General features: G+C 48.5%; 17 protein-coding genes. 14 read left to right on the top strand and 3 right to left on the bottom strand.

Annotation, left to right across the window (positions count from 1 at the left end):
* Positions 1–42: 42 nt before the first annotated feature.
* On the bottom strand, positions 43–492 hold the full coding sequence (locus tag NW212_RS11195; RefSeq protein ID WP_375337984.1) for a DUF4186 domain-containing protein: 450 nt from the start codon (positions 490–492) through the stop codon (positions 43–45).
* A gap of 377 nt (positions 493–869) precedes the next feature.
* On the opposite strand from NW212_RS11195, the gene ileS reads away from it, so the two are divergent.
* The 5 genes from ileS to NW212_RS11170 all read left to right on the top strand — a co-directional run bounded on the left by ileS (position 870) and on the right by NW212_RS11170 (position 6,755).
* A complete protein-coding gene (ileS, locus tag NW212_RS11190; protein ID WP_258338727.1) occupies positions 870–4,358 on the top strand; it encodes an isoleucine--tRNA ligase in 3,489 nt (1,162 codons plus the stop codon).
* 65 nt (positions 4,359–4,423) lie between these two features.
* Entirely contained in the window at positions 4,424–4,804 is a 381-nt protein-coding gene (locus tag NW212_RS11185; RefSeq protein ID WP_258338726.1) for a TraR/DksA C4-type zinc finger protein, read from the top strand.
* 103 nt (positions 4,805–4,907) lie between these two features.
* Entirely contained in the window at positions 4,908–5,555 is a 648-nt protein-coding gene (locus tag NW212_RS11180; RefSeq protein ID WP_258338725.1) for a lipoprotein signal peptidase, read from the top strand.
* A gap of 7 nt (positions 5,556–5,562) precedes the next feature.
* A complete protein-coding gene (locus tag NW212_RS11175; protein WP_258338724.1) occupies positions 5,563–6,402 on the top strand; it encodes a DUF4296 domain-containing protein in 840 nt (279 codons plus the stop codon).
* 11 nt (positions 6,403–6,413) lie between these two features.
* Complete coding sequence (locus NW212_RS11170; RefSeq protein WP_258338723.1) at positions 6,414–6,755, top strand: hypothetical protein; 342 nt, start codon at positions 6,414–6,416, stop codon at positions 6,753–6,755.
* Here NW212_RS11170 and NW212_RS11165 read toward each other — a convergent pair.
* Positions 6,750–7,505: an RNA methyltransferase gene (locus NW212_RS11165; RefSeq protein WP_258338722.1), complete on the bottom strand. Its 756-nt coding sequence runs from the start codon at positions 7,503–7,505 to the stop codon at positions 6,750–6,752. The two genes, NW212_RS11170 and NW212_RS11165, sit on opposite strands and share 6 nt — an antisense overlap.
* A 222-nt stretch (positions 7,506–7,727) precedes the next feature.
* On the opposite strand from NW212_RS11165, the gene NW212_RS11160 reads away from it, so the two are divergent.
* The 4 genes from NW212_RS11160 (at position 7,728) to NW212_RS11145 (ending at position 13,124) form a co-directional block, all read left to right on the top strand.
* On the top strand, positions 7,728–10,037 hold the full coding sequence (locus NW212_RS11160; RefSeq protein WP_258338721.1) for a BamA/TamA family outer membrane protein: 2,310 nt from the start codon (positions 7,728–7,730) through the stop codon (positions 10,035–10,037).
* An 11-nt stretch (positions 10,038–10,048) separates the two neighbouring features.
* The gene (locus NW212_RS11155; RefSeq protein WP_258338720.1) at positions 10,049–10,300 is read left to right on the top strand and encodes a DUF6965 family protein; all 252 of its coding nucleotides are present in this window, start codon (positions 10,049–10,051) and stop codon (positions 10,298–10,300) included.
* Positions 10,301–10,394: 94 nt separating this feature from the next.
* A complete protein-coding gene (locus NW212_RS11150) occupies positions 10,395–12,035 on the top strand; it encodes a diphosphate--fructose-6-phosphate 1-phosphotransferase (RefSeq protein WP_258338719.1) in 1,641 nt (546 codons plus the stop codon).
* A gap of 135 nt (positions 12,036–12,170) precedes the next feature.
* A complete protein-coding gene (locus NW212_RS11145; protein WP_258338718.1) occupies positions 12,171–13,124 on the top strand; it encodes a glycoside hydrolase family 25 protein in 954 nt (317 codons plus the stop codon).
* 43 nt (positions 13,125–13,167) lie between these two features.
* Here the strand turns inward: NW212_RS11145 and clpB are convergent, their stop codons facing one another.
* Positions 13,168–15,756: an ATP-dependent chaperone ClpB gene (gene clpB, locus NW212_RS11140; RefSeq protein ID WP_258338717.1), complete on the bottom strand. Its 2,589-nt coding sequence runs from the start codon at positions 15,754–15,756 to the stop codon at positions 13,168–13,170.
* Between the two features lie 1,276 nt (positions 15,757–17,032).
* Here clpB and NW212_RS11135 point away from each other — a divergent pair.
* The 5 genes from NW212_RS11135 to NW212_RS11115 form a co-directional block, all read left to right on the top strand.
* Positions 17,033–17,236 carry a helix-turn-helix transcriptional regulator gene (locus NW212_RS11135; RefSeq protein WP_258338716.1) on the top strand — a complete coding sequence of 68 codons (204 nt, stop codon included), beginning with the start codon at positions 17,033–17,035 and terminating at the stop codon, positions 17,234–17,236.
* Positions 17,233–18,009 carry a DUF2971 domain-containing protein gene (locus NW212_RS11130; protein WP_258338715.1) on the top strand — a complete coding sequence of 259 codons (777 nt, stop codon included), beginning with the start codon at positions 17,233–17,235 and terminating at the stop codon, positions 18,007–18,009. Before NW212_RS11135 ends, NW212_RS11130 begins: the two co-directional genes overlap by 4 nt.
* A gap of 5 nt (positions 18,010–18,014) precedes the next feature.
* Entirely contained in the window at positions 18,015–19,604 is a 1,590-nt protein-coding gene (locus tag NW212_RS11125) for a type I restriction-modification system subunit M (protein ID WP_258338714.1), read from the top strand.
* Positions 19,591–20,637: a YhcG family protein gene (locus NW212_RS11120; protein ID WP_258338713.1), complete on the top strand. Its 1,047-nt coding sequence runs from the start codon at positions 19,591–19,593 to the stop codon at positions 20,635–20,637. The genes NW212_RS11125 and NW212_RS11120 overlap by 14 nt, the downstream gene beginning before the upstream one ends.
* Before the next feature lies 1 nt (position 20,638).
* On the top strand, positions 20,639–21,281 hold a 643-nt coding region (locus NW212_RS11115), incomplete at its 3' end, for a restriction endonuclease subunit S (RefSeq protein ID WP_258338712.1).

Here is a 21,281-nt window from a genome sequence, read left to right as displayed (position 1 = left end):
AGGCCGGCCGGGAAAAGAGCCGGCAGAGCGGAAGCGGTACCTTCATTTCCGCCTGCCGGCTTTTCCGTCGAGCTGCCTGCGTATCCATTCCATGAGCACTTCCACTGCATACCGCTGTTCGTCGGGGGTGAGTTCTCTGCCCGCCGGAATGTGATGCCATTTGGCGAAGCAGCCTCTGCAGCAGCACCCCGTGGCGTGTTGGGCGATGAATACGGGATGCCCTCGCATCGGCGTCTGCTTTCCGTCGTTCGGTATGAAGGCCGGGGCGAGCCGTTTTCTTACAAAGTCCTCGGCATGGCGGCGGATGGTGTCCATTCCCTTTCTGCTGATGTACTCTTTGTCTGCCGGCTTCAGCATGAACCTGCTTCTGAAGTCGGACTGGGACAGACGCTCGAACAGGTCTGACAGGTCGTATCCGGTATGAAGTTCGGGCGGTGTGCCGCTTTCCGTGCCTGCGGTTTCATCGAATAATTCAGGAAAAAGGCTGTTCATGATTCTCTTTTTTATGTTGGCGGAGTCAAAGATACAAACTTCCTGGTTTTCAGGGAACAATCAGACCGTAAAAAATGACCCGTCATCTTGATTAAAAGACCGCGGTCTTTCACTTAAAATGAGCCGTTATCTTCATCAAGATAAGCCGTCATCTTTTTCGGGGGTGGAGTCTGCCGAAGGAGCGGGCCGGGGCGGGTGTGACGGCGGACGTTCTTCCGCCGTTTTTCCGTTTGCGTCCGGCGGCTTTCCTTTGTCCGCAAAAACGGAAGATTTCATTTACAATCTCTTTCATATAACTTTTTTTTCATATAAATTTGCAGCCTAAATTGGGAAAGATATATCCTGATATTGTTTTGGATACGAATAAAACTGATTATATGAGCAAGAAATTTACTGAATATTCCCAGCTCAGCCTTTCGGACGTGAACAAGGAAGTGCTGAAGAAATGGGATGAAAACGATGTGTTCTCGAAAAGTATGACGGAACGCGAAGGGTGTCCTTCGTTCGTGTTTTATGAAGGGCCTCCTTCGGCAAACGGTATGCCGGGCATCCATCACGTGATGGCGCGCACGATCAAGGATACGTTCTGCCGCTACAAGACCATGAAAGGGTTTCAGGTGAAGCGCAAGGCAGGATGGGATACGCACGGGCTTCCGGTGGAACTGGGCGTTGAAAAGGCGCTCGGCATTACGAAAGAGGACATCGGCAAGACGATTTCTGTGGCCGACTATAACAGGCATTGCCGTACGGATGTGATGAAGTTTACGAAGGAATGGACCGACCTGACTCATAAGATGGGCTACTGGGTGGATCTCGACAATCCGTACATCACGTATGACAACCGCTACATCGAAACCCTCTGGTGGCTGTTGCAGCAGCTTTACAAGAAAGGGCTGCTGTATAAAGGATATACCATCCAGCCTTATTCGCCGGCAGCGGGAACGGGGCTCAGCTCGCACGAACTGAACCAGCCGGGCTGTTACCGCGACGTGAAGGACCTGACCGTGGTGGCTCAGTTCAGAATGAAGAACCCGAAGCCGGAAATGGCGGAGTGGGGGACGCCTTACTTTATCGCGTGGACAACCACGCCGTGGACATTGCCTTCGAATACGGCTCTGTGCGTAGGTCCGAAAATCGACTACGTGGCCGTGCAGACCTACAACGGCTATACCGGCGAAAAGATGACCGTGGTGCTGGCCAAGGATCTGCTCTATACGCATTTCAACAAGAAGGCCGAAGGCATGGCTCTCGAGGACTACAAGCCGGGCGACAAGCTGATTCCGTTTAAGGTGGTAGGCGAATACAAGGGGCCGGATCTGGTTGGAATGGAATACGAACAGCTGCTTCCGTGGGTGAAGCCGGTGGAGCTTGACGAAAACGGCAACTGGCACGACGCAGCCTCAAAAGCGTTCCGCGTGATCCCCGGCGATTACGTCACAACCGAAGACGGTACGGGTATCGTTCACATCGCTCCGACATTCGGTGCGGACGACGCTTTCGTTGCGAAGGCGGCAGGCATCCCTTCGCTGTTCATGATCAACAAGAAGGGCGAAACCCGTCCGATGGTCGATCTGACCGGCAAGTTCTATTTGCTGGACGAACTTGACGGGAAGTTTGTGGACGAATGTGTGAATGTTGACAAATATAAGGAATATCAGGGCCGCTGGGTGAAGAATGCGTATGACCCCCAATTTACGGTTGACGGGAAATATGACGAGAAGGCGGCTCAGGCAGCAGAGTCACTCGACTTCTTTATCTGTATGCAGATGAAGCAGGACAGCCAGGCGTTCAAGATAGAGAAGCATGTGCACAATTATCCGCATTGCTGGCGCACGGACAAGCCGGTGCTCTACTATCCGCTCGACAGCTGGTTTATCCGTTCGACTGCCTGCAAGGAGCGGATGATCGAACTGAACAAAACCATCAACTGGAAGCCGGAATCTACCGGAACAGGACGCTTCGGAAAGTGGCTTGAAAACCTGAACGACTGGAACCTGAGCCGTTCGCGCTACTGGGGAACTCCTCTTCCCGTCTGGCGCAGCGAGGATGGCGAGGAAATATGTATCGGTTCGGTCGAGGAACTGTATAATGAAATAGAAAAGTCGGTGGCGGCAGGTTTCATGAAGGAGAACCCTTACAAGAAGCTTGGATTTGTCCCCGGAGATTATGCCAAGGAAAACTATGACAGGATTGACCTGCATCGTCCGTATGTGGATGAAATCATTCTTGTTTCGGCGAGCGGCAAGCCGATGAAGCGCGAGGCTGACCTGATTGACGTGTGGTTTGATTCGGGCTCCATGCCGTATGCGCAGCTTCACTATCCGTTCGAGAATAAGGAGCTGGTTGACTCGCGCAGCTATTATCCTGCCGACTTCATTGCGGAAGGCGTGGACCAGACGCGCGGATGGTTCTTTACGCTGCATGCGATCGCTTCGATGGTATTCGACAGCGTGGCGTTCAAGAATGTGGTATCCAACGGACTGGTGCTCGACAAGAACGGCAACAAAATGTCAAAGCGTCTGGGCAATGCGGTCGATCCGTTCAGTACCATCGAGAAGTTCGGTTCCGACCCTCTGCGCTGGTATATGATTACCAACTCGGCTCCGTGGGACAACCTGAAGTTTGACGCCGACGGAGTGGATGAAGTGCGCCGCAAGTTCTTCGGTACATTATATAATACGTATTCGTTCTTTGCGCTCTATGCCAATGTCGACGGATTTACATATGCAGAAAAAGACGTGCCCGTGGCTGAACGCCCGGAAATCGACCGCTGGATCTTGTCGCTGCTGAATTCGCTCATCAAGCAGGTCGACGACTGCCTGAACGATTACGAGCCTACCAAAGCCGGCCGTCTGATTACGGATTTCGTGAACGACAATCTGAGCAACTGGTACGTGCGCCTGAACCGCAAGCGTTTCTGGGGCAGCGCCATGTCGGCCGACAAGCTGTCTGCTTACCAGACGCTGTATGTCTGTCTTGAAACGGTTGCCAAGCTGATGGCTCCTATCGCTCCGTTCTATGCCGACCGCCTGTATATGGATCTGGTCGGTGTAACCGGACGCGACAATGTTGTGTCTGTTCATCTGGCCAAGTTCCCGGTTGCCGACGAAAGCTTGATCGACCGTGAGCTTGAAGCGCGCATGCAGATGGCGCAGGACGTTACTTCAATGGTGCTGGCGTTGCGCCGCAAGGTAAACATCAAGGTGCGCCAGCCGCTGCAGTGCATCATGGTTCCGGTGGTGGATGAAGAGCAGAAACGCCATATCGAAGCAGTGAAGGAACTGATCCTGAATGAAGTGAACGTGAAGGAACTGAAGTTTGTGGACGGAGCGGAAGGAGTGCTTGTGAAGAAGGTGAAGTGCGACTTCAAGAAGCTTGGCCCGAAGTTCGGAAAGCAGATGAAGGCTGTAGCCGCAGCAGTGGCAGGCATGTCGCAGGAAGCGATAGCCGAGTTTGAACGCAACGGAAGCTATACGTTTGATATCGACGGAACTCAGGCCGTGGTGGCTGTTTCGGATGTGGAAATCTACAGCGAAGACATTCCCGGCTGGCTGGTGGCCAACGAAGGACGGCTGACCGTCGCGCTGGAAGTGACCGTGACCGAAGGCCTGCGCCGTGAAGGTATCGCGCGTGAGCTTGTCAACCGCATTCAGAATATCCGCAAGAGCAGCGGCTTTGAAATTACCGACAAGATAAAAGTCGTGTTGTCGAAAAATTCGCTGACGGATGATGCGGTAAATGAATATAATACTTATATTTGCAACCAAGTGCTGGCTGCTTCGCTGACTTTGGCGGACGAGGTGTCTGAGGCCACAGAACTGGAACTGGACGACTGCACTTTGCGCGTAAATGTAACCAAACTGTAATATGAACCCATCCTTCCGGCGCAGTCCGGAAGGATACTATTATTAACTTAAAAACTTAGAACACTATGGCTGAAAAAACGAGGTATTCTGACGCTGAACTTGAGGAGTTCCGTGCCATTATCATGGAAAAACTTCAGCTCGCTGAACGCGACTATGAGAAACTGAAAAGCAGTATTATGAATACAGACGGCAATGACACTGACGATACTTCCCCCACTTATAAGGTACTGGAAGAAGGTGCCAATACGTTGTCGAAAGAAGAAACAACCCGTTTGGCTGCGCGCCAGCTGAAGTTTATACAGAATCTGCAGGCGGCACTGGTGCGTATCGAAAACAAAACCTACGGCATTTGCCGCGAAACGGGAAAGCTGATTCCTGCTGAACGACTTCGCGCTGTTCCTCATGCCACCTTGAGCATCGAGGCAAAACAGAACGGAAAGAAATAATGTTAAACTGAACAGGAGGATTGGGAATCGGAAATGTATCGGACAATGAAAGCCATTTCCGATTCTCAATTTCCGTTATTGCTTGGACTGATAGAAATAGAAAATGAAGAAATTCCTGACTCAAGGACGATTGGCCGCTCTTATTGTGGCGGCGGTGCTGGTTATAGACCAGCTGATCAAGATTGCCGTGAAAACGAATATGTTCTTGCACGAGCACATTCGTATAACCGACTGGTTTTACATCTACTTCACGGAAAACAACGGAATGGCTTTCGGACTTGAGATATTTGCCAAAATCTTTCTGACTCTTTTCCGCATTGTCGCTGTCATTCTCATCACATGGTATCTGGCCCGTATCGTCAGACAGTCGGAGAAAGTGAAGAACGGTTACATCGTTTGTCTTTCGCTGATACTTGCCGGCGCGGTGGGAAACATCATTGACTGTGTTTTCTATGGCGAAGTTTTCAGTGCCAGCACACATACGCAGATAGCGTCGTGGGTTCCGGTGGGGCAGGGCTATGCCGACTGGCTGCACGGAAAAGTGGTTGACATGTTTTATTTCCCCATCATTGACACCTATTGGCCCGACTGGATGCCGTTTGTAGGAGGGGAGCATTTCATATTTTTCAGTCCGATATTTAACTTTGCCGACGCTTCCATCAGTTGCGGCATTATCGCCTTGCTGCTTTTCTACAGCCGCTATCTGAATGATATGACTAAAAGTTCGCCGGAAAAGAAACAGGTAAAATAAGAGTGCTATGGTTGGACGGTTTTTCAGAATGTTCTGTGGAGGGGCAATGGCCTTTTGTCTGGCGGGATGCGGAAATAAAATACCCGGCGACATCATTCAGCCTGCGGCAATGGAGGATCTGCTGTATGATTACCAGATAGCGAAGACAATGAGCTCTGAATTGCCCTATACTGACAATTATAAGAAGAACGCTTATTTTGCTTATGTGTTTGAAAAGCATCATGTGACTGAGGCTGAATTTGACTCGTCGATGGTCTGGTACTCACGCAACGGCAAGGAACTTTCTGTCATCTACGACAATCTGAAGAAGAGGCTGGAAGAAGACGGCGAGCAGATGAAGCTCATGACTTCGCGCCAGAACGGTGAAATCGCGGTTTCCATGTCGGGAGATACGGTGGACATCTGGCAAGACCGTCCTTTATACTGGCTTACGTCATCTCCTTATACCAACAAGGTGCTGTTTGACCTGAAGGCTGACACTTCGTTCAAGCCGAAAGATATGCTTGCTCTTGAAGCGAAGTTCTCTTTTTTCCCGCGTAACGGGCAGCGAGGAGAAGCTGTGATGGGACTGAAAGTGAGTTTCGACAACGACAGTGTGCAGGGGCTGACTCGTGTCGTGAGCGGAAATGGTGTGCAGCGTCTGTATCTGCGCCCGGATTCAGCCTTTGAATTTAAAAATGTGAGCGGTTTCATCTATTATGTCAGCAAGGAAGATGAAAGGGGCGACCTGCTGCTGACTGACATCAGGCTGGTTCGGACACACCAGGCCAATGTCCTGGAAAAGAGCCGGCGTTTCGTGGCCGACTCTGTGCAGAGAGAAGCTCTCAGACCTTTGACACGGCGGTGACAGATGGCTTTATGAAACGTTTTGCTGTTCATCGTCTGTGGGTGTGGGACAGAAGCGAGGTGTGCGGCCTGTCTTTGGTGGAGGTGGACGAAGTGTCCCACATTGTGAGTGCGGTCCGGCCGCTGGCGTGTGAAACGGAACGTACAGAATGGATTGGCGGCTTTGTTATAGTGGCGCCTCAATGCACTTCTCCTTTGTCCGGCGAAAGTTTCGATGCTTACCGGAAACGTCTTTTGTCGGAATGGGATTCGGCTGAGTGCCGGTCTTCCCACTCCTTGTATGCGTATCATTTTTCTCCGTTCAATGTCGTGGATATGGACTTTCCGGCTGTATCCCGGATGACCGTTTTATAACATCCTGCGGCGGAATTCGGAACATACGATTGCTGTGGCAACGGCTACATTGAGCGATTCGCTGGTAGCGTTCCCTTGCGGATAGTTCGGAATAAGAAGCCGCCGGTTTGTCAGTCGCGAAATTTCGGCGCTGATGCCCTTGCCTTCGTTTCCCATGATGATCAGTCCGTGACCGTCCAATGGGGCTTCGTAGATGTTTTCTCCGTCAAGAAAAGTGCCGAACAGCGGAGTTCCTTCCGGCAGAGAGCCGGCCAGTGCTTTCAGGTCGCAGTAGTGGAGCTTGACCCGTGCCAGTGCGCCCATGGTGGCTTGCACTGTCTTTGGGTTATAGACGTCTGCTGTTCCGGGTGAGCAGAATATATGGCCGATGCCGAACCAGTCTGCAATGCGTATGATGGTGCCCAGATTTCCCGGGTCCTGCACGTCGTCCAAAGCCAGGCAAAGCGAATGTTCGATGACGGAAGCGTCGGTTTCTGCTTGCGGGATTTCAAAAACGGCCAGCACATCCTGTGGGGTTTTGAGAAGGCTGGCTTTTGCAAGTTCTTCCCGGGTGACCTCAATCGTTTCTTGTGCGCGGAGGTCGGGATTCTTCTTGAACCATTCCGGGGTACCCGCTATCAGCCGGCACCGAAAGTGTCCCAGCAGATCGCCTACCAGCTTATGTCCTTCTGCCAGAAATGCGTTTTCTTCCTTTCTGTATTTTTTAAGTTCCAGCGAACGGATAAATTTGATCTTATTTTTGCTCAGCATTGTTTTCTGATAAAGTAAATTTGCGGCAAAGCTAAGAAGATATTTTTGAATATTGTATATGTTTGGTGAAAACAGACGGGTTTTGTTTTGATTTCGGATAAATTAACGGAACATTCGTCCTTTGTGCTTGAGATGCTTTGCTGTTTTTATTTTCATGTCAAATTACCGATGGCATTGGTTTTTTTTCTACTTTTGCGTGTAAATCCGTAAAACCGTATCTGTATGAAGCTTGCCTTGCGCCATTGTTCAATCTTTTTGATGCTTTTGCTGGGTCTGAGCGCATGCTCTGTCAGCAAATTCATCCCTGAGGGGCATTATCTGCTGGATGCGGTGAAGATCGAATCAGACAACAAGGAGGTCAAGCCGTCGGAGATGCGTGCTTATGTACGGCAGACTTCCAACGCCAAATGGTTCAGCCTGGTCAAGATTCCTATGTACATCTATAGCGCTGCGGGGAGAGATTCCACCAAATGGATCAACAGGCTTTTATACCGGATGGGTGATGCGCCGCGCATATATGATCCGGAACTGACTGAAGAAACGCGCGAGCAGATGGAGCAGGCCGTGCGCAACATGGGGTATATGGGCGCACAGGTTGGCGCTGTTGAAGTGCGTAAGGGGAACAGGCTGAAAGTACATTATGTCATACGTGCAGGGGAACCGTATACGGTGGGAAGCGTTGCCTATGATATTGACGACTACCGCATCGCTGAGTACCTCAGAGCGGATTCTGTTCATCGGATGCTTGCTCCGGGCATGCGCTTTGACGTGAACGTGCTCGATCAGGAGCGGCAGCGTATTACCCAATATTTGCAGAACCGCGGATATTTCAGATTCAACAAAGACTTTATTACCTATCAGGCTGACACTACGCTTTATTCGAAACAGGTAGGGCTGACGCTGAAGCTTGCTCCCTACCGGAGAAAGAAAGAAGACACTCCGGCACCTCACAAGCAGTATCATATCCGTGATGTCAATTTTATCTTTGACTCCGATTTCTCGGATTTGAGCACGACGGGACTTGCCGGACTTGATTCTGTCCGGTCGGGCGGAGTGAACTTTTATTATAAGGACAAGCTGTATCTTCGTCCGCGTGTCATTACGGATTATAACCGCCTGCAGACAGGTGACCTGTATCGGCTGAGGAATGTGCAGTCTACTTACAATGCATTGGGGAGGTTGAACATTCTGAAATATTCGAACATCCGGTTTGAAGAAGACGCAAAGTCTGATTCCGCCTGTCTGGATGCGTTTGTCACTCTGAGCAGGAACAAGAACAAATCGGTTGCTTTTGAAATCGAAGGAACCAACTCCGCCGGTGATCTTGGAGCGGCCGCTTCGGTTTCTTATATGCACCGGAATCTTTTTAAAGGGTCGGAAACCTTCTCCATCAAGATCCGTGGAGCGTATGAGGCAATAACGGGACTGGAAGGCTATGCCAACAGCAACTATATGGAGTATGCCGTTGAGGCGGGACTGAACTTCCCCGAATTTATGTTTCCTTTTCTTTCGTCAGACTTCAAGCGGAGAATCCGTGCGACGTCTGAAGTTACGGTGAAATACAACTGGCAGATCCGCCCTGAGTTTGAGCGTACGGTTGCTTCAGCGGCATGGAGCTACAAATGGTCGAAGCGGAGGGCAAGCCATCGTTTTGACGTGTTCGACCTCAATTATATCTATATGCCCTACCGTTCGGAAACCTTTAGAAGCTATCTTGATGAGATGGACCAGCGGAATCCGCTGCTGCGTTACAGCTATGAGGATCTTTTCATTGTGCGGATGGGGTATACTTATACCTATAACAGTTCGGGAGCCGCTTCGATGAAAACGGCGCAGCGCAATTCGTATTCTATCCGTTTCAACATAGAAGAGTCGGGAAACCTGCTTTATGCTTTTTCCAAAATAGTGAACCGTCATCCGAAAAACGGGGAGGCTTTCCAGATGGGGAACATTGACTTTGCCCAATACGTGAAGATGGACATCGATTACGCGAAGAATTTTATGATTGACTATCGGAATTCGCTGGTGTTCCATGTGGGGGTGGGAGTGGCTGTTCCTTATGGCAATTCGAAGAGTCTTCCGTTTGAAAAACTGTATTTTTCCGGGGGAGCCAACAGCGTGCGCGGATGGAGCGTGCGTTCGCTGGGGCCTGGCGGGTATAGAGGAGATGCGAACAGCCTTGATTATGTAAATCATACGGGGGATATTAAGCTTGACTTGAATCTGGAATATCGCACCCATTTGTTTTGGAAGCTGAACGGCGCAGCGTTCATCGATGCCGGAAATGTTTGGACCATCCGGAGCAGAGATATGCAGCCCGAAGGACAGTTCAAGTTCGACCGCTTTTACAAGCAGTTGGCTGTGGCATACGGTTTAGGCATCCGCTTTGACCTGGATTTTCTGATTCTCCGTTTTGACGGCGGCATGAAGGCGGTCAATCCGATGTATACCGGAAAAGACCGTTATCCGATTGTTTCTCCCGATTTCAAGCGGGACTTTACGTTCCATTTTGCGGTTGGTTATCCATTCTAATGTATAGTGACATGAAGAAAATAGATGAGGTTTATACAAAAAAGGAAGTGGAGGACTTGAAGGCATGGTTTGACAATGCCACCCTTCCAAAGTCGTTGCAGTTAGATAAGGCGACATTTATTCCCAATTTGAAAGATACGCTCGACCGTCTGTTCCAGCAGGCGTTCATTACGCATGAAAACGCTAAGCTGCTGGGAGGGATGCATCTGATAGAAAGAATCAAAGCGAAGCTTGAGGGAGAAAATACAGCCGGTGAGGCCTAAAATGGCCGGGTTTCTTTCATATATCCAAAAAAAATACGAAATTTGCAGGGATGAATTTTAGTTCTATACACCTTTATAAATAATAGATACAATTATGACAAAAAGCGCATTACAAATTGCAAGAGCTGCTTATCAGCCTAAATTGCCGAAAGCATTGAGAGGTGCTGTTAAGGTTCAGGAAGGCGAACCTACTCATTCTGTAGCTGATGAGGAAGAAATCAAGAAACTGTTTCCGAACACTTACGGCATGCCGTTGATCAGATTTGTTGAAGGGGAAAACAAAGAATATGCTCCGATGAATGTGGGCGTTATTCTCTCCGGCGGACAGGCTCCCGGCGGACACAATGTGATTTCCGGACTGTTTGACGGAATCAAACGGCTGAATCCGGCAAACAAGCTGTACGGTTTCCTGATGGGACCTGGCGGTTTGGTTGATCACAAATATATGGAGCTGACTGCTGATATCATTGATGAATACCGCAATACGGGCGGATTTGATATTATCGGTTCAGGACGTACCAAACTGGAAAAGGAAGATCAGTTTGAAAAAGGCTATGAAATATTGAAGGAGCTGGGCATCAAGGCACTTGTCATTATCGGCGGCGATGACTCAAATACCAACGCTTGTGTTCTGGCTGAATATTATGCGGCCAAGAACTACGGCATCCAGGTTATCGGATGTCCGAAGACTATTGACGGTGACCTGAAAAATGAAATGATTGAAACTTCTTTCGGCTTTGATACGGCCTGCAAAACTTATGCAGAGGTTATCGGAAACATTGAGCGCGACTGTAACTCTGCACGTAAATACTGGCACTTCATCAAGCTGATGGGACGCTCTGCTTCTCATATCGCACTGGAATGTGCGTTGCAGACCCAGCCGAACATCTGTCTGATTTCTGAAGAAGTTGAGGCCAAGAACATGTCGCTGGACGATATCGTTACTTATATCGCTGATGCTGTTGCTGCCCGTGCCGCAGCAGGAAACAATTTCGGTACTGTGCTGATTCCGGAAGGTCTGATTGAATTCATCCCGGCCATGAAGAAGCTGATTGCCGAACTGAATGATTTCCTGGCTGTCCATGCAGATGAATATGCCGCAATCGAACCGAACAAGCAGCGTGAATACATTATCAGCAAATTGTCTGCAGACAATGCCGCTGTTTACGCTTCGCTTCCGGAAGGAGTGGCTCGCCAGCTGACGCTTGACCGCGACCCGCACGGAAACGTTCAGGTTTCGCTGATTGAAACAGAAAAACTGTTGTCTGAAATGGTAGGCAAGAAGCTTGCTGCATGGAAGGCCGAAGGCAAATATGTTGGCAAGTTCTCGGCACAGCACCACTTCTTCGGCTATGAAGGACGTTGCGCCGCTCCGTCTAACTTTGACGCCGACTACTGCTATGCTCTGGGTTACACTGCATCTGAGCTGATTGCAAACGGCAAGACAGGCTATATGTCGTCAGTACGCAATCTGACCGCTCCTGCAGAAGAATGGATTGCCGGCGGTGTGCCTATCACGATGATGATGAACATGGAACGCCGTCACGGTGAAATGAAGCCGGTTATTCAGAAAGCGCTGGTAAGACTGGACGGTGCTCCGTTCAAGGCTTTCGCTGCTGCACGCGATACGTGGGCAAAAGAAACGGCTTACGTTTACCCGGGTCCGATCCAGTACTTCGGTCCTACTGAAGTATGTGACGAGCCGACCAAGACATTGCAGTTGGAACAGGCTTGATGATTTTTGCTGTTTTTGATAATATGGTTGATTACGTCGGGTTGTGCTTTGCGGCCCGACGTAATTATTGTTTGCGGCGGAGGCAGTTTCGTATATTTCCGAAACGGTTCTTTCGGCATTTAAACTTGACGAACTATGATTAAACAACCGCCCATAACGGTGGTCAGCCGGCCTCAAGGAAAGGCTTCGCGAAAGAGGAACGTGAAGAAGTCGTCTTCTTCCGGACGTCTGTCTTCTCCGAAGGGGAAAGCCCGTCCCCGCAGGAAGAAGAAAAAAGAGCGCAGCTGGAGTCTGCCTCGGTGGACTTACTACCTTGCAATGGGTGGGGTTGCCGCTTTGATTCTTATCGGTTTCTATTACTTTTTCATTGAGCCTTATTCATACCGCTGGAAGCCTTGCTATGGCATGAAGGCCTACGGCGTTTGTCTTCCTTACGGTTTCAGCATACACGGCTTTGACATTTCCCATCACCAGGGGCAAATCGATTGGGGTGAATTGCAGAAACTTCAGAAGGCCCCTTTTCCTGTCCGTTTTGTCTTTATGAAAGCTTCTGAGGGAGGCGACTTCAGCGATACGGCTTTTGTGCGTAATTTTGACGAAGCACGCAGGCACGGCTTTGTTCGCGGAGCCTATCATTTTTACAATCCCAAGACAGATGCCTTGCGCCAGGCTGACTTCTTTATCCGTTCGGTCAAGCTTGAACCGGGCGATTTGCCTCCGGTGCTTGATATCGAGGTGAGGGGAGAAGACGAGAGAAAGCTTCGGACCGATCTTTCCATCTGGCTCCGCCGCATTGAGCAGTACTATAAGGTGAAGCCGATTCTCTATACTTCCTATAAGTTCAAGACCCGTTATCTCAGCGATTCGCTGTTCAATTCTTATCCTTACTGGATTGCTCATTATTATGTGGATTCGGTAGAATATGACGGTCCGTGGCGTTTCTGGCAGCATACGGATATGGGAAAGCTTCCGGGAATCCGTGAAAAAGTAGACCTGAACGTGTTTAACGGCTCCATGGAGGAGCTGCTTCAGCTGACCATCCCTTACCCTGATACAATACAAAAGCCACAGAGCATCTCAGAGAAATGATTTCACTCTGCGGGACACTCCGTGGCTTTATGATAAAAGAGAATCAGTTCCGGAACCTCAATCCGTCATCACTCCGTTCAACCACAATCGGTTGCGAACGGTCGACTTCCTGTGCCAGCAACTTCTTCGACAAGTCGTTCAGCAAGTAACGCTGGATGGCACGCTTTACCGGACGCGCTCCGAATTCCGGATCAAATCCGGCTGTAGCCAGAAACTCTACGGCTTCGTCGGCTATCTGCAGGGTTACGCCGTTGTCGGCAAGCATCTTTTGTATGCCGTTGATCTGGAGGCGTACAATCTGTTTTATCTGCTCCTTGTCCAGCGGCTGGAACATGATAATCTCATCAATACGGTTCAGAAACTCCGGCCGGATCGTTTTCTTCAGCATTTCCATCACCTCTTTCTTGGTTTCCTCCACAACCTCATCGTGGTTCTTGTCGTTGATCTTCTCAAACTGACTCTGGATGTATGAGCTTCCCAAGTTGGAAGTCATGATAATGATGGTGTTCTTGAAGTTCACCGTCCGTCCCTTGTTGTCGGTCAGACGTCCGTCGTCCAGCACCTGAAGCAGGATGTTGAACACATCCGGATGAGCCTTTTCGATTTCATCGAACAGTACGACCGAGTAGGGTTTGCGCCGTACGGCTTCTGTCAGCTGGCCGCCTTCATCGTATCCTACGTATCCCGGAGGCGCACCGATCAGACGGGAAACGGTATGTTTTTCCTGATACTCGCTCATGTCGATACGCGTCATCAGCGATTCGTCATCAAACAGGTACTCGGCCAGGGCCTTTGCCAGTTCCGTCTTACCCACACCCGTGGTTCCGAGGAAGATAAACGAACCGATCGGACGTTTCGGGTCTTGAAGTCCCGCACGGCTGCGGCGCACTGCGTCTGCCACGGCTTCGATGGCCTCGTCCTGTCCGATGACACGCTTGTGAAGCTCGTCTTCCAGATGCAGCAGCTTATCGCGCTCGCTCTGTAGCATCTTGCTCACCGGTATGCCCGTCCAGCGCGATACCACATCGGCTATGTCTTCGGCTGTTACCTCTTCCTTGATCATCGCATTGTCGCCCTGCTTCTTTTTCAGGTCTTCCTGTATGCTCTTGATTTCGTTTTCCAGCGCCTGCAGTTTTCCGTAACGGATTTCGGCCACTTTCCCGTAGTCGCCTTCACGTTCCGCGCGGTCGGCTTCAAACTTCAGTTGCTCTATTTCCTTCTTGTTCTGCTGAATTCTGTTCACCAGTTCCTTTTCGCTCTGCCATTTGGCTTTGTACGAAGTTTCCTGCTCTTTCAGTTCGGCAATCTCCTTGTTCAGCTGAGCAAGTTTGGCTTCATCCTTTTCCCGCTTGATGGCTTCGCGTTCAATTTCCAGCTGTTTCAGCCTGCGCTCGATTTCGTCCAGTTCCTCCGGAAGCGAGTCGCGTTCCATACGGAGCTTTGCTGCCGCTTCGTCCATCAGGTCGATGGCCTTGTCCGGCAGAAAACGGTCGGTGATGTAACGGTTGCTCAGTTCGACGGCGGCGATGATGGCTTCGTCCTTGATTCGCACCTGATGGTGGTTCTCGTAGCGTTCCTTCAGTCCGCGCAGGATAGAGATGGAGCTTGCCGTGTCCGGTTCGTCTACCATAACCGTCTGGAAACGGCGTTCGAGCGCCTTGTCTTTCTCGAAATACTTCTGGTATTCGTCGAGGGTAGTGGCTCCGATGCTTCTCAGTTCGCCGCGGGCCAAAGCCGGTTTCAGAATGTTGGCCGCATCCATTGCGCCTTCTCCCTTGCCTGCTCCGACCAAAGTATGGATTTCGTCGATAAACAGGATGATGTTTCCTTCCGACTTCTTCACTTCGTTGATGACCGATTTCAGACGTTCTTCAAATTCGCCCTTATACTTGGCTCCCGCAATCAGCGCGCCCATATCCAGCGAGTAAAGCTGCTTGTTTTTCAGGTTCTCGGGCACATCCCCCCGCAGGATACGCTGGGCAAGTCCTTCCACAATGGCTGTTTTACCCGTACCCGGCTCTCCGATCAGAATCGGGTTGTTTTTGGTTCGCCGGCTCAGGATCTGGAGCACACGGCGGATTTCTTCGTCACGTCCGATAACCGGATCGAGCTTTCCGTTGCGCGCTGCCTCAATCAGGTTGACGGCGTATTTGTTGAGCGACTGATACGTATCTTCGCTCGACTGTGAGGTTACGTTCTGTCCCTGGCGGAGTTCCTGAATGGCTGCGCGAAGCTCCTTATCGGTAAGCCCCGCATCTTTCAGTATGGTAGCAACCGTGCTTTTCACATTCAGCAATGCAAGCAGCAGTGCTTCCAGCGACACATATTCGTCGCCCATCTGCTTGGAGTAGTCGACTGCCTTTTGCAGCACTTCGTTGGCGTCGCGGCTCAGGTAGGGTTCTCCTCCCGACACCTTCGGCAAGGAAGCTATCTGCCTGTCGAGCACGGTTTCAATCTGCTGGCCGTTGATGCCGAGCTTCTGGAAAATGAAGTTCGTTACATTTTCTCCCACTTTCAGCACCCCTGCCATCAAATGCTCAGGCTCGATGGCCTGCTGTCCGCGGCTCTGAACCAGATTGACCGCTTCCTGCACAGCCTCCTGCGATTTGATTGTAAAGTTGTTAAAGTTCATAAGTAATCTCCTTTCTTTTTTTGTTATCTTGTTTTGTACAGATTCTTCATCAAATAATTTGCCATGGGGATAAAACGCCCTTTGTGTGACTAAATGGCATGACGGTTGGGATATATCCTGTAAAAATGTCAGAAAAAGGGCCGCTTTCATTTTGTCAGAGTGTCAATCGGGATGCGTGAGGCTTGTCTTTCTCGGGTGAGGTTTAGGGTACGGCATTGAAAATCGGACGGAAAAGGACCTTGTGTAATCCGAAAAGTTTGTTCTTATGCCAAGATGCTTTTGTTTTGTTTCTGGTTCCGCCAATCTGTGGCAAAATGTTTAGCTGATCAGTCAGAATCGTTCCGCTGTGACACTTTGCGGATGTCCGGATTTGAAACGTTTCGGGAAGCGGAAAAGCCGTTTGAGGCGTTCCAAAACCTTGTTTTCGGCCTTCGTGGAAAGATGACGGGACATTTTGCTGAAGCTAACGGGGTGTTTTCCATGAAATGACGGGACATTTTGGGCAAGATGACCGCTTGTTTTGGCGGGATTTTCGTTTCCGCTCCCCCGTTTCAGGGTGCTCTGAGCGGGGTTGCCGTTTGCATCCGTTAAGGAACGGCTTCTGAAAGAGGAGATTTGTTCGGATGTGCGGTTAGCGGTAGAGGCGGTTTTGTATGAATTTGTCAGGCATTTGTGCTGTTGTGCTTTCGGAATGTCAATCAGGGAATTTGTGGAGGGGAATTATCTGCGCTCAACAAAAAGCTTCCGATTCGTTTGATTTATTCGTAATTATTGCTTACTTTTGGGGCAGTAAGCAGGCGGAAGCGTCTGCGGCTTGCTATTTTGTGGGAAAAATATTTGTGAGAAGCGTCATGCTTCATTCTTGTTCTTGAAAACCTGAGAAATTTTCACGATGTACGAGGATGGACGTTGGCGGTTCCCATGCTGTATAGCGTGGGTCTGCTGTCTATTTGCCAATGTGCATCGGGTTTTCTCAGGATCTTCAAGAACGTGGAGATAGCACGCAGTTCCACGCTTGAACCAAATAGCATCATATATCTTTTTGATTATCAAATTATATATTCAATAATCTTTATAATTTGATACCGCAAAGTTCCCACAAAAAGTAATTGGTTTACCAAATAGACCTGGCACAAAACTGCCAATAAAGAAAGCATATGTAACTACAATTGATGTTTTGCTCACTTTTTTGTGGTGAATTGCAACATTTAACCTTCCTGGTCAATTATATTCTCTAAATATGCCTATTTTTGTAACCACGTAATGGAGATATAATATGGAGCGCAAATTACTGAATCGTATCAAAGTCGTTCTCGCAGAGAAAAACAAGAGCAATAAATGGCTCTCGGAACAATTGGATAAGGATCCTGCCATAATTTCTAAATGGGTTACAAACACAACGCAGCCCAATGTGGAGATGCTGATCCAAATAGCAAAAGTTCTGAATGTGTCTGTGGATGACTTGCTGAGAACCGAATGAATAAATTTATGGGAGAAGCAAAACTGTACAAGTACTTGGATTTTAACGGTGGGGTGATGATGTTGCATTATGGCAATCTTCAATTCACTAACGCTACGCAATTAAATGACCCGTTTGATTGCCATCCCTCGTTAATTGATTTCTCCAATGTTCCAAAAGAAGTATGTGGAGGATGGACTCCGGAAATAATTGAAGAATTGAGAAGGGATCCATTTCGTAGAACCAGAGAAGAGGTATGGATATGCAGTCTTTCTAAGATATATGATTCAATTTTGATGTGGAGCTATTATAGCAAGCATAAAGGCATCTGCATCGGTCTGGATATGGAAAAAGTCAGAAAGTGTCTTTCTCGTATGTATGGCAATGTCATGATCGGCTGCTCGGAAGTGGAGGTACAATATAAAGACATTGTAGAGAAGCCCGATTATTTTAGGGATGTAAAAGACTTTTTTCATTATCAAATATCCACCAAAGCAAAAGCTTGGGAGCATGAACAAGAAGTGCGTTTATTTATATTAGAGCCATGGCCGGCATATATGAAGTTGCTGCCGTGGCAAAATGATGATAAAGGCTCGATTGACTGGAAAGAAATGAGGGCATTCCCAGAAATTGGAGGAGAGTGTTTCGAATCCGTTTATCTGGGGATCAATATGGATGTCGAAGAAAAATCAAAAATAATCCGTGTTGCCCGAAAGCTGAATCCCGACATTAAGATTTTCCAAATGGAGATTGATGCAAATGCTTTTAGGTTAAACACCAAACTAATAGAGTAAATACGATGGCCAAGAAACAAACAAAAATAACAAAGGAGGAGTCCTTAGAAACCATACTTTTCAATTGTCGCAACAGTTTGAGAGGGCGTGCTGCTATGACCGACAAGCGCGATTTGTTGCTGACTCTTGTGTTTTTGAAATTCATCGGGGAACGCTTCAAGCAGCAAAAGGATAAAATCAGGCATGAGATTATAGAGGTTCAAGGCATTCACGACGATGCTTTTGTTGAAATGCAGCTGTCCCGTCCCAATCAGTATATGCAGGACGGAGTGTTTTTCCTGACCGACGAAACATTTTGGGACAAGCTGATTCTTACGGCACCTACCGGAATGGCCATTGCTTTCGATACAGCCATAAAGATGCTGGACGACAATGAGCCCAAACTGAAGAACGCCCTTCCACAGCAGATTTTCACGAAAATGGCCCTTGAACCGGGTGTCTTGAAAAGTGTGGTGGACGAGATTAACAAGATAGATCCCAAAAAGTTCACCGATCACGACCTCATAGGGCGTGTATATGAATATTTCTTGCAGGCTTTCTCAATCAATGCCGACAAGGAGGAAGGTGAGTTCTACACGCCGCATTCTATCGTGGAGCTTATTGCCTCACTCATCGAGCCGTTCGACGGTACGGTCTATGACCCGTGCTGCGGGTCAGGCGGTATGTTCGTGCAGGCAACCAAGTTTATTGAAGCACATGGCGGCAACACCAAAGCGGTCAACGTGTATGGACAGGAATCCGAACCGGCAACCTATCGTCTGGCAAAGATGAATCTGGCTATCCGTGGTATATCCTATCATTTGGGAGACAAAGCTGTATCCACTTTCTCCGACGACCAGCATAAAGACCTCAAATTCGACTATATCATGGCAAATCCGCCATTCAATTTGAAGAAATATGCCGAATATGGAGAATTTGAAACGGATCCCCGCTGGAAAGGTTATGGTGTCCCTCCGACTAGCAATGCCAACTACGCATGGATTCTCCATATCCTGAACAAACTGGATGTCAATCACGGAATTGCAGGATTCCTACTTGCCAATGGAGCATTGGACGACAGCGACACGCTTGAAATACGCAAACAGTTGATTGAAAACGACAAAATCGAGGCCATCATCGTCCTGCCACGCAACATGTTCTATTCTACTGATATATCCGTTACACTATGGATCTTGAACAATAACAAGAAAGGAGGTCCGTGGCACGGCAGACAACTGCGTAACCGCACGGGTGAAATCCTGTTCATCGATCTCCGTACTTGGAGTGAAAACATCTATGAAAAGAAATATGTTCGGCTATCGGAAAATCAGATAGAGCGGGTTTGCCAAATCTATTTTGGTTGGCAGACCGGGAATTTCGCCGAGTATGCCGAACCGGAATTATATTATGCTGCACACCGTGGCGAGATTCAGAAAAAAGGATATTCGCTTGTACCCTCCAGATATATCGAGTTTATCGACCGCGATACGGAAATTGATTATAAATCGGCCCTCACCGAGATGAGTCGTAAGTTTGACGAGCTGAAGAAAAGATGGGATGCAAATGAAACCGAACTCGTAAACGCCTTCAAAATTTTGGGATATGGAAAAGAATAAGCAACAGACTGACATAATAACCGAGAATTTCGTTTCCGACATCAGAACCATCATAGAACAAGGACGGAAACAAGCCTATGCCGCGACTGGTCAAATAGCCATCATGACTTATTGGAACATTGGACGGCGTATCGTGGAAGAGGAGCAGCATGGAGCAAGCAGGGCTGCATACGGACAAAAACTTATCCCGGCTCTTGCTGACAGACTTGCTGCTGAATACGGAACCGGCTATGGTAAGCGTAACTTGGCATATTACCGAAAATTCTATCTGGAATTCAAGGATGTAGAGATTTTGCACACGCTTGTGCAAAATCTTACCTGGTCACATGTCCGCAGGCTCCTTTCCGTCAGCAATACGCAGGCAAGGGAATGGTATCTGAAAACAGCCGCCGAGGATATGTGGAGCGTGGACGACCTTGACAGGAATATCTCCACCCAATATTATGAGCGACGTCTGGCAGCCCAAAAGGAGAGTTCGACTCTGCCCGTACCATATACCGGTCAGGCAGATCCGTTGGAATATATAAAGAATCCGATGGTAGCTGAATTTATGGGATTCCACCGTGACACCAACTATTCCGAATCAGAATTGGAACAGGCATTGATTGACAATCTCGAAAAATTCATCATGGAGCTTGGCCGTGGATTTGCTTTTGTGGAAAGGCAGCAGCACATTGTGACTGATACGGCTGATTTCTACATCGACCTTGTATTCTATAACTACAAGATGAAGCGGTTCGTCATCTTTGAACTGAAGACCCATAAGTTGACCCATCAGGACATCGGACAGTTGGATATGTACATCCGTATGTACGATGATTTGGTTAAGGGAGAAGATGATAATCCGACCATCGGCGTGTTACTTTGTACAGATACGGACAACACCATAGCAAAATATTCAGTGTTACACGATAGCGATCAGATTTTTGCCGCTAAGTATATGACATATATGCCTACCGAAGAGGAACTACGCCGGGAGATTGAGCAGCAGAAACGCTTCTTTATGGAACAGCATGAAAAAAAGGAGGTGTGAGATGGAAAACAGCGGTGTAAAATGGGTACGGCTTGGGGATTATATCGAGCAGTGCGATGAGAGGAACACGAAAGAAATATATTCTGTAGACGATGTGCGAGGTATCAGCATCGAGAAAAGAATTATAGATACCAAGGCTAACATGGACGGGGTATCTGTTACGAACTACAAGTTATATCGGACAAATTATTTTTGTTATGTTCCCGTTACTTCTCGAAATGGGAATAAAATAACTCTTGCCCTTAATACATATAATGCAACATATATTGTATCAAGTGCTTATGAAGTTTTTAGAGTTAAAGATGAAGTAGAGCTTCTTCCATTGTATCTTTTTTGGTTTTTCTTGCGTCCTGAATTTGATCGTTATGCAAGATATAATTCATGGGGAAGTGCTCGTGAAGTCTTTTCATGGGAAAACATGTGCAATATTTTGATTCCTCTTCCGTCTGTTGCCGAACAGCAGAAAGTGGTGAACGTATGGCGAGCATTCCGGGAGACCAAAGAGCAAAACGAGGCCAAGGCAGCCCCGCTTATGCAACTCTGCCAAAGCTATATCCAGGAACTGAAACACAAATATCCGATGCAAGAAATCGGACCATATATTCAGGAATGTGATGAGCGTAATACCGATTTAAATATTAAAA

The sequence above is a fragment of the Bacteroides sp. ET225 genome (assembly GCF_024733745.1).
GTDB classification, from domain to species: Bacteria; Bacteroidota; Bacteroidia; order Bacteroidales; family Bacteroidaceae; genus Phocaeicola; species Phocaeicola excrementipullorum.
The sequence above is the reverse complement of the archived record's forward strand: the minus strand, read 5'-3'. Positions and strand labels throughout refer to the sequence as shown.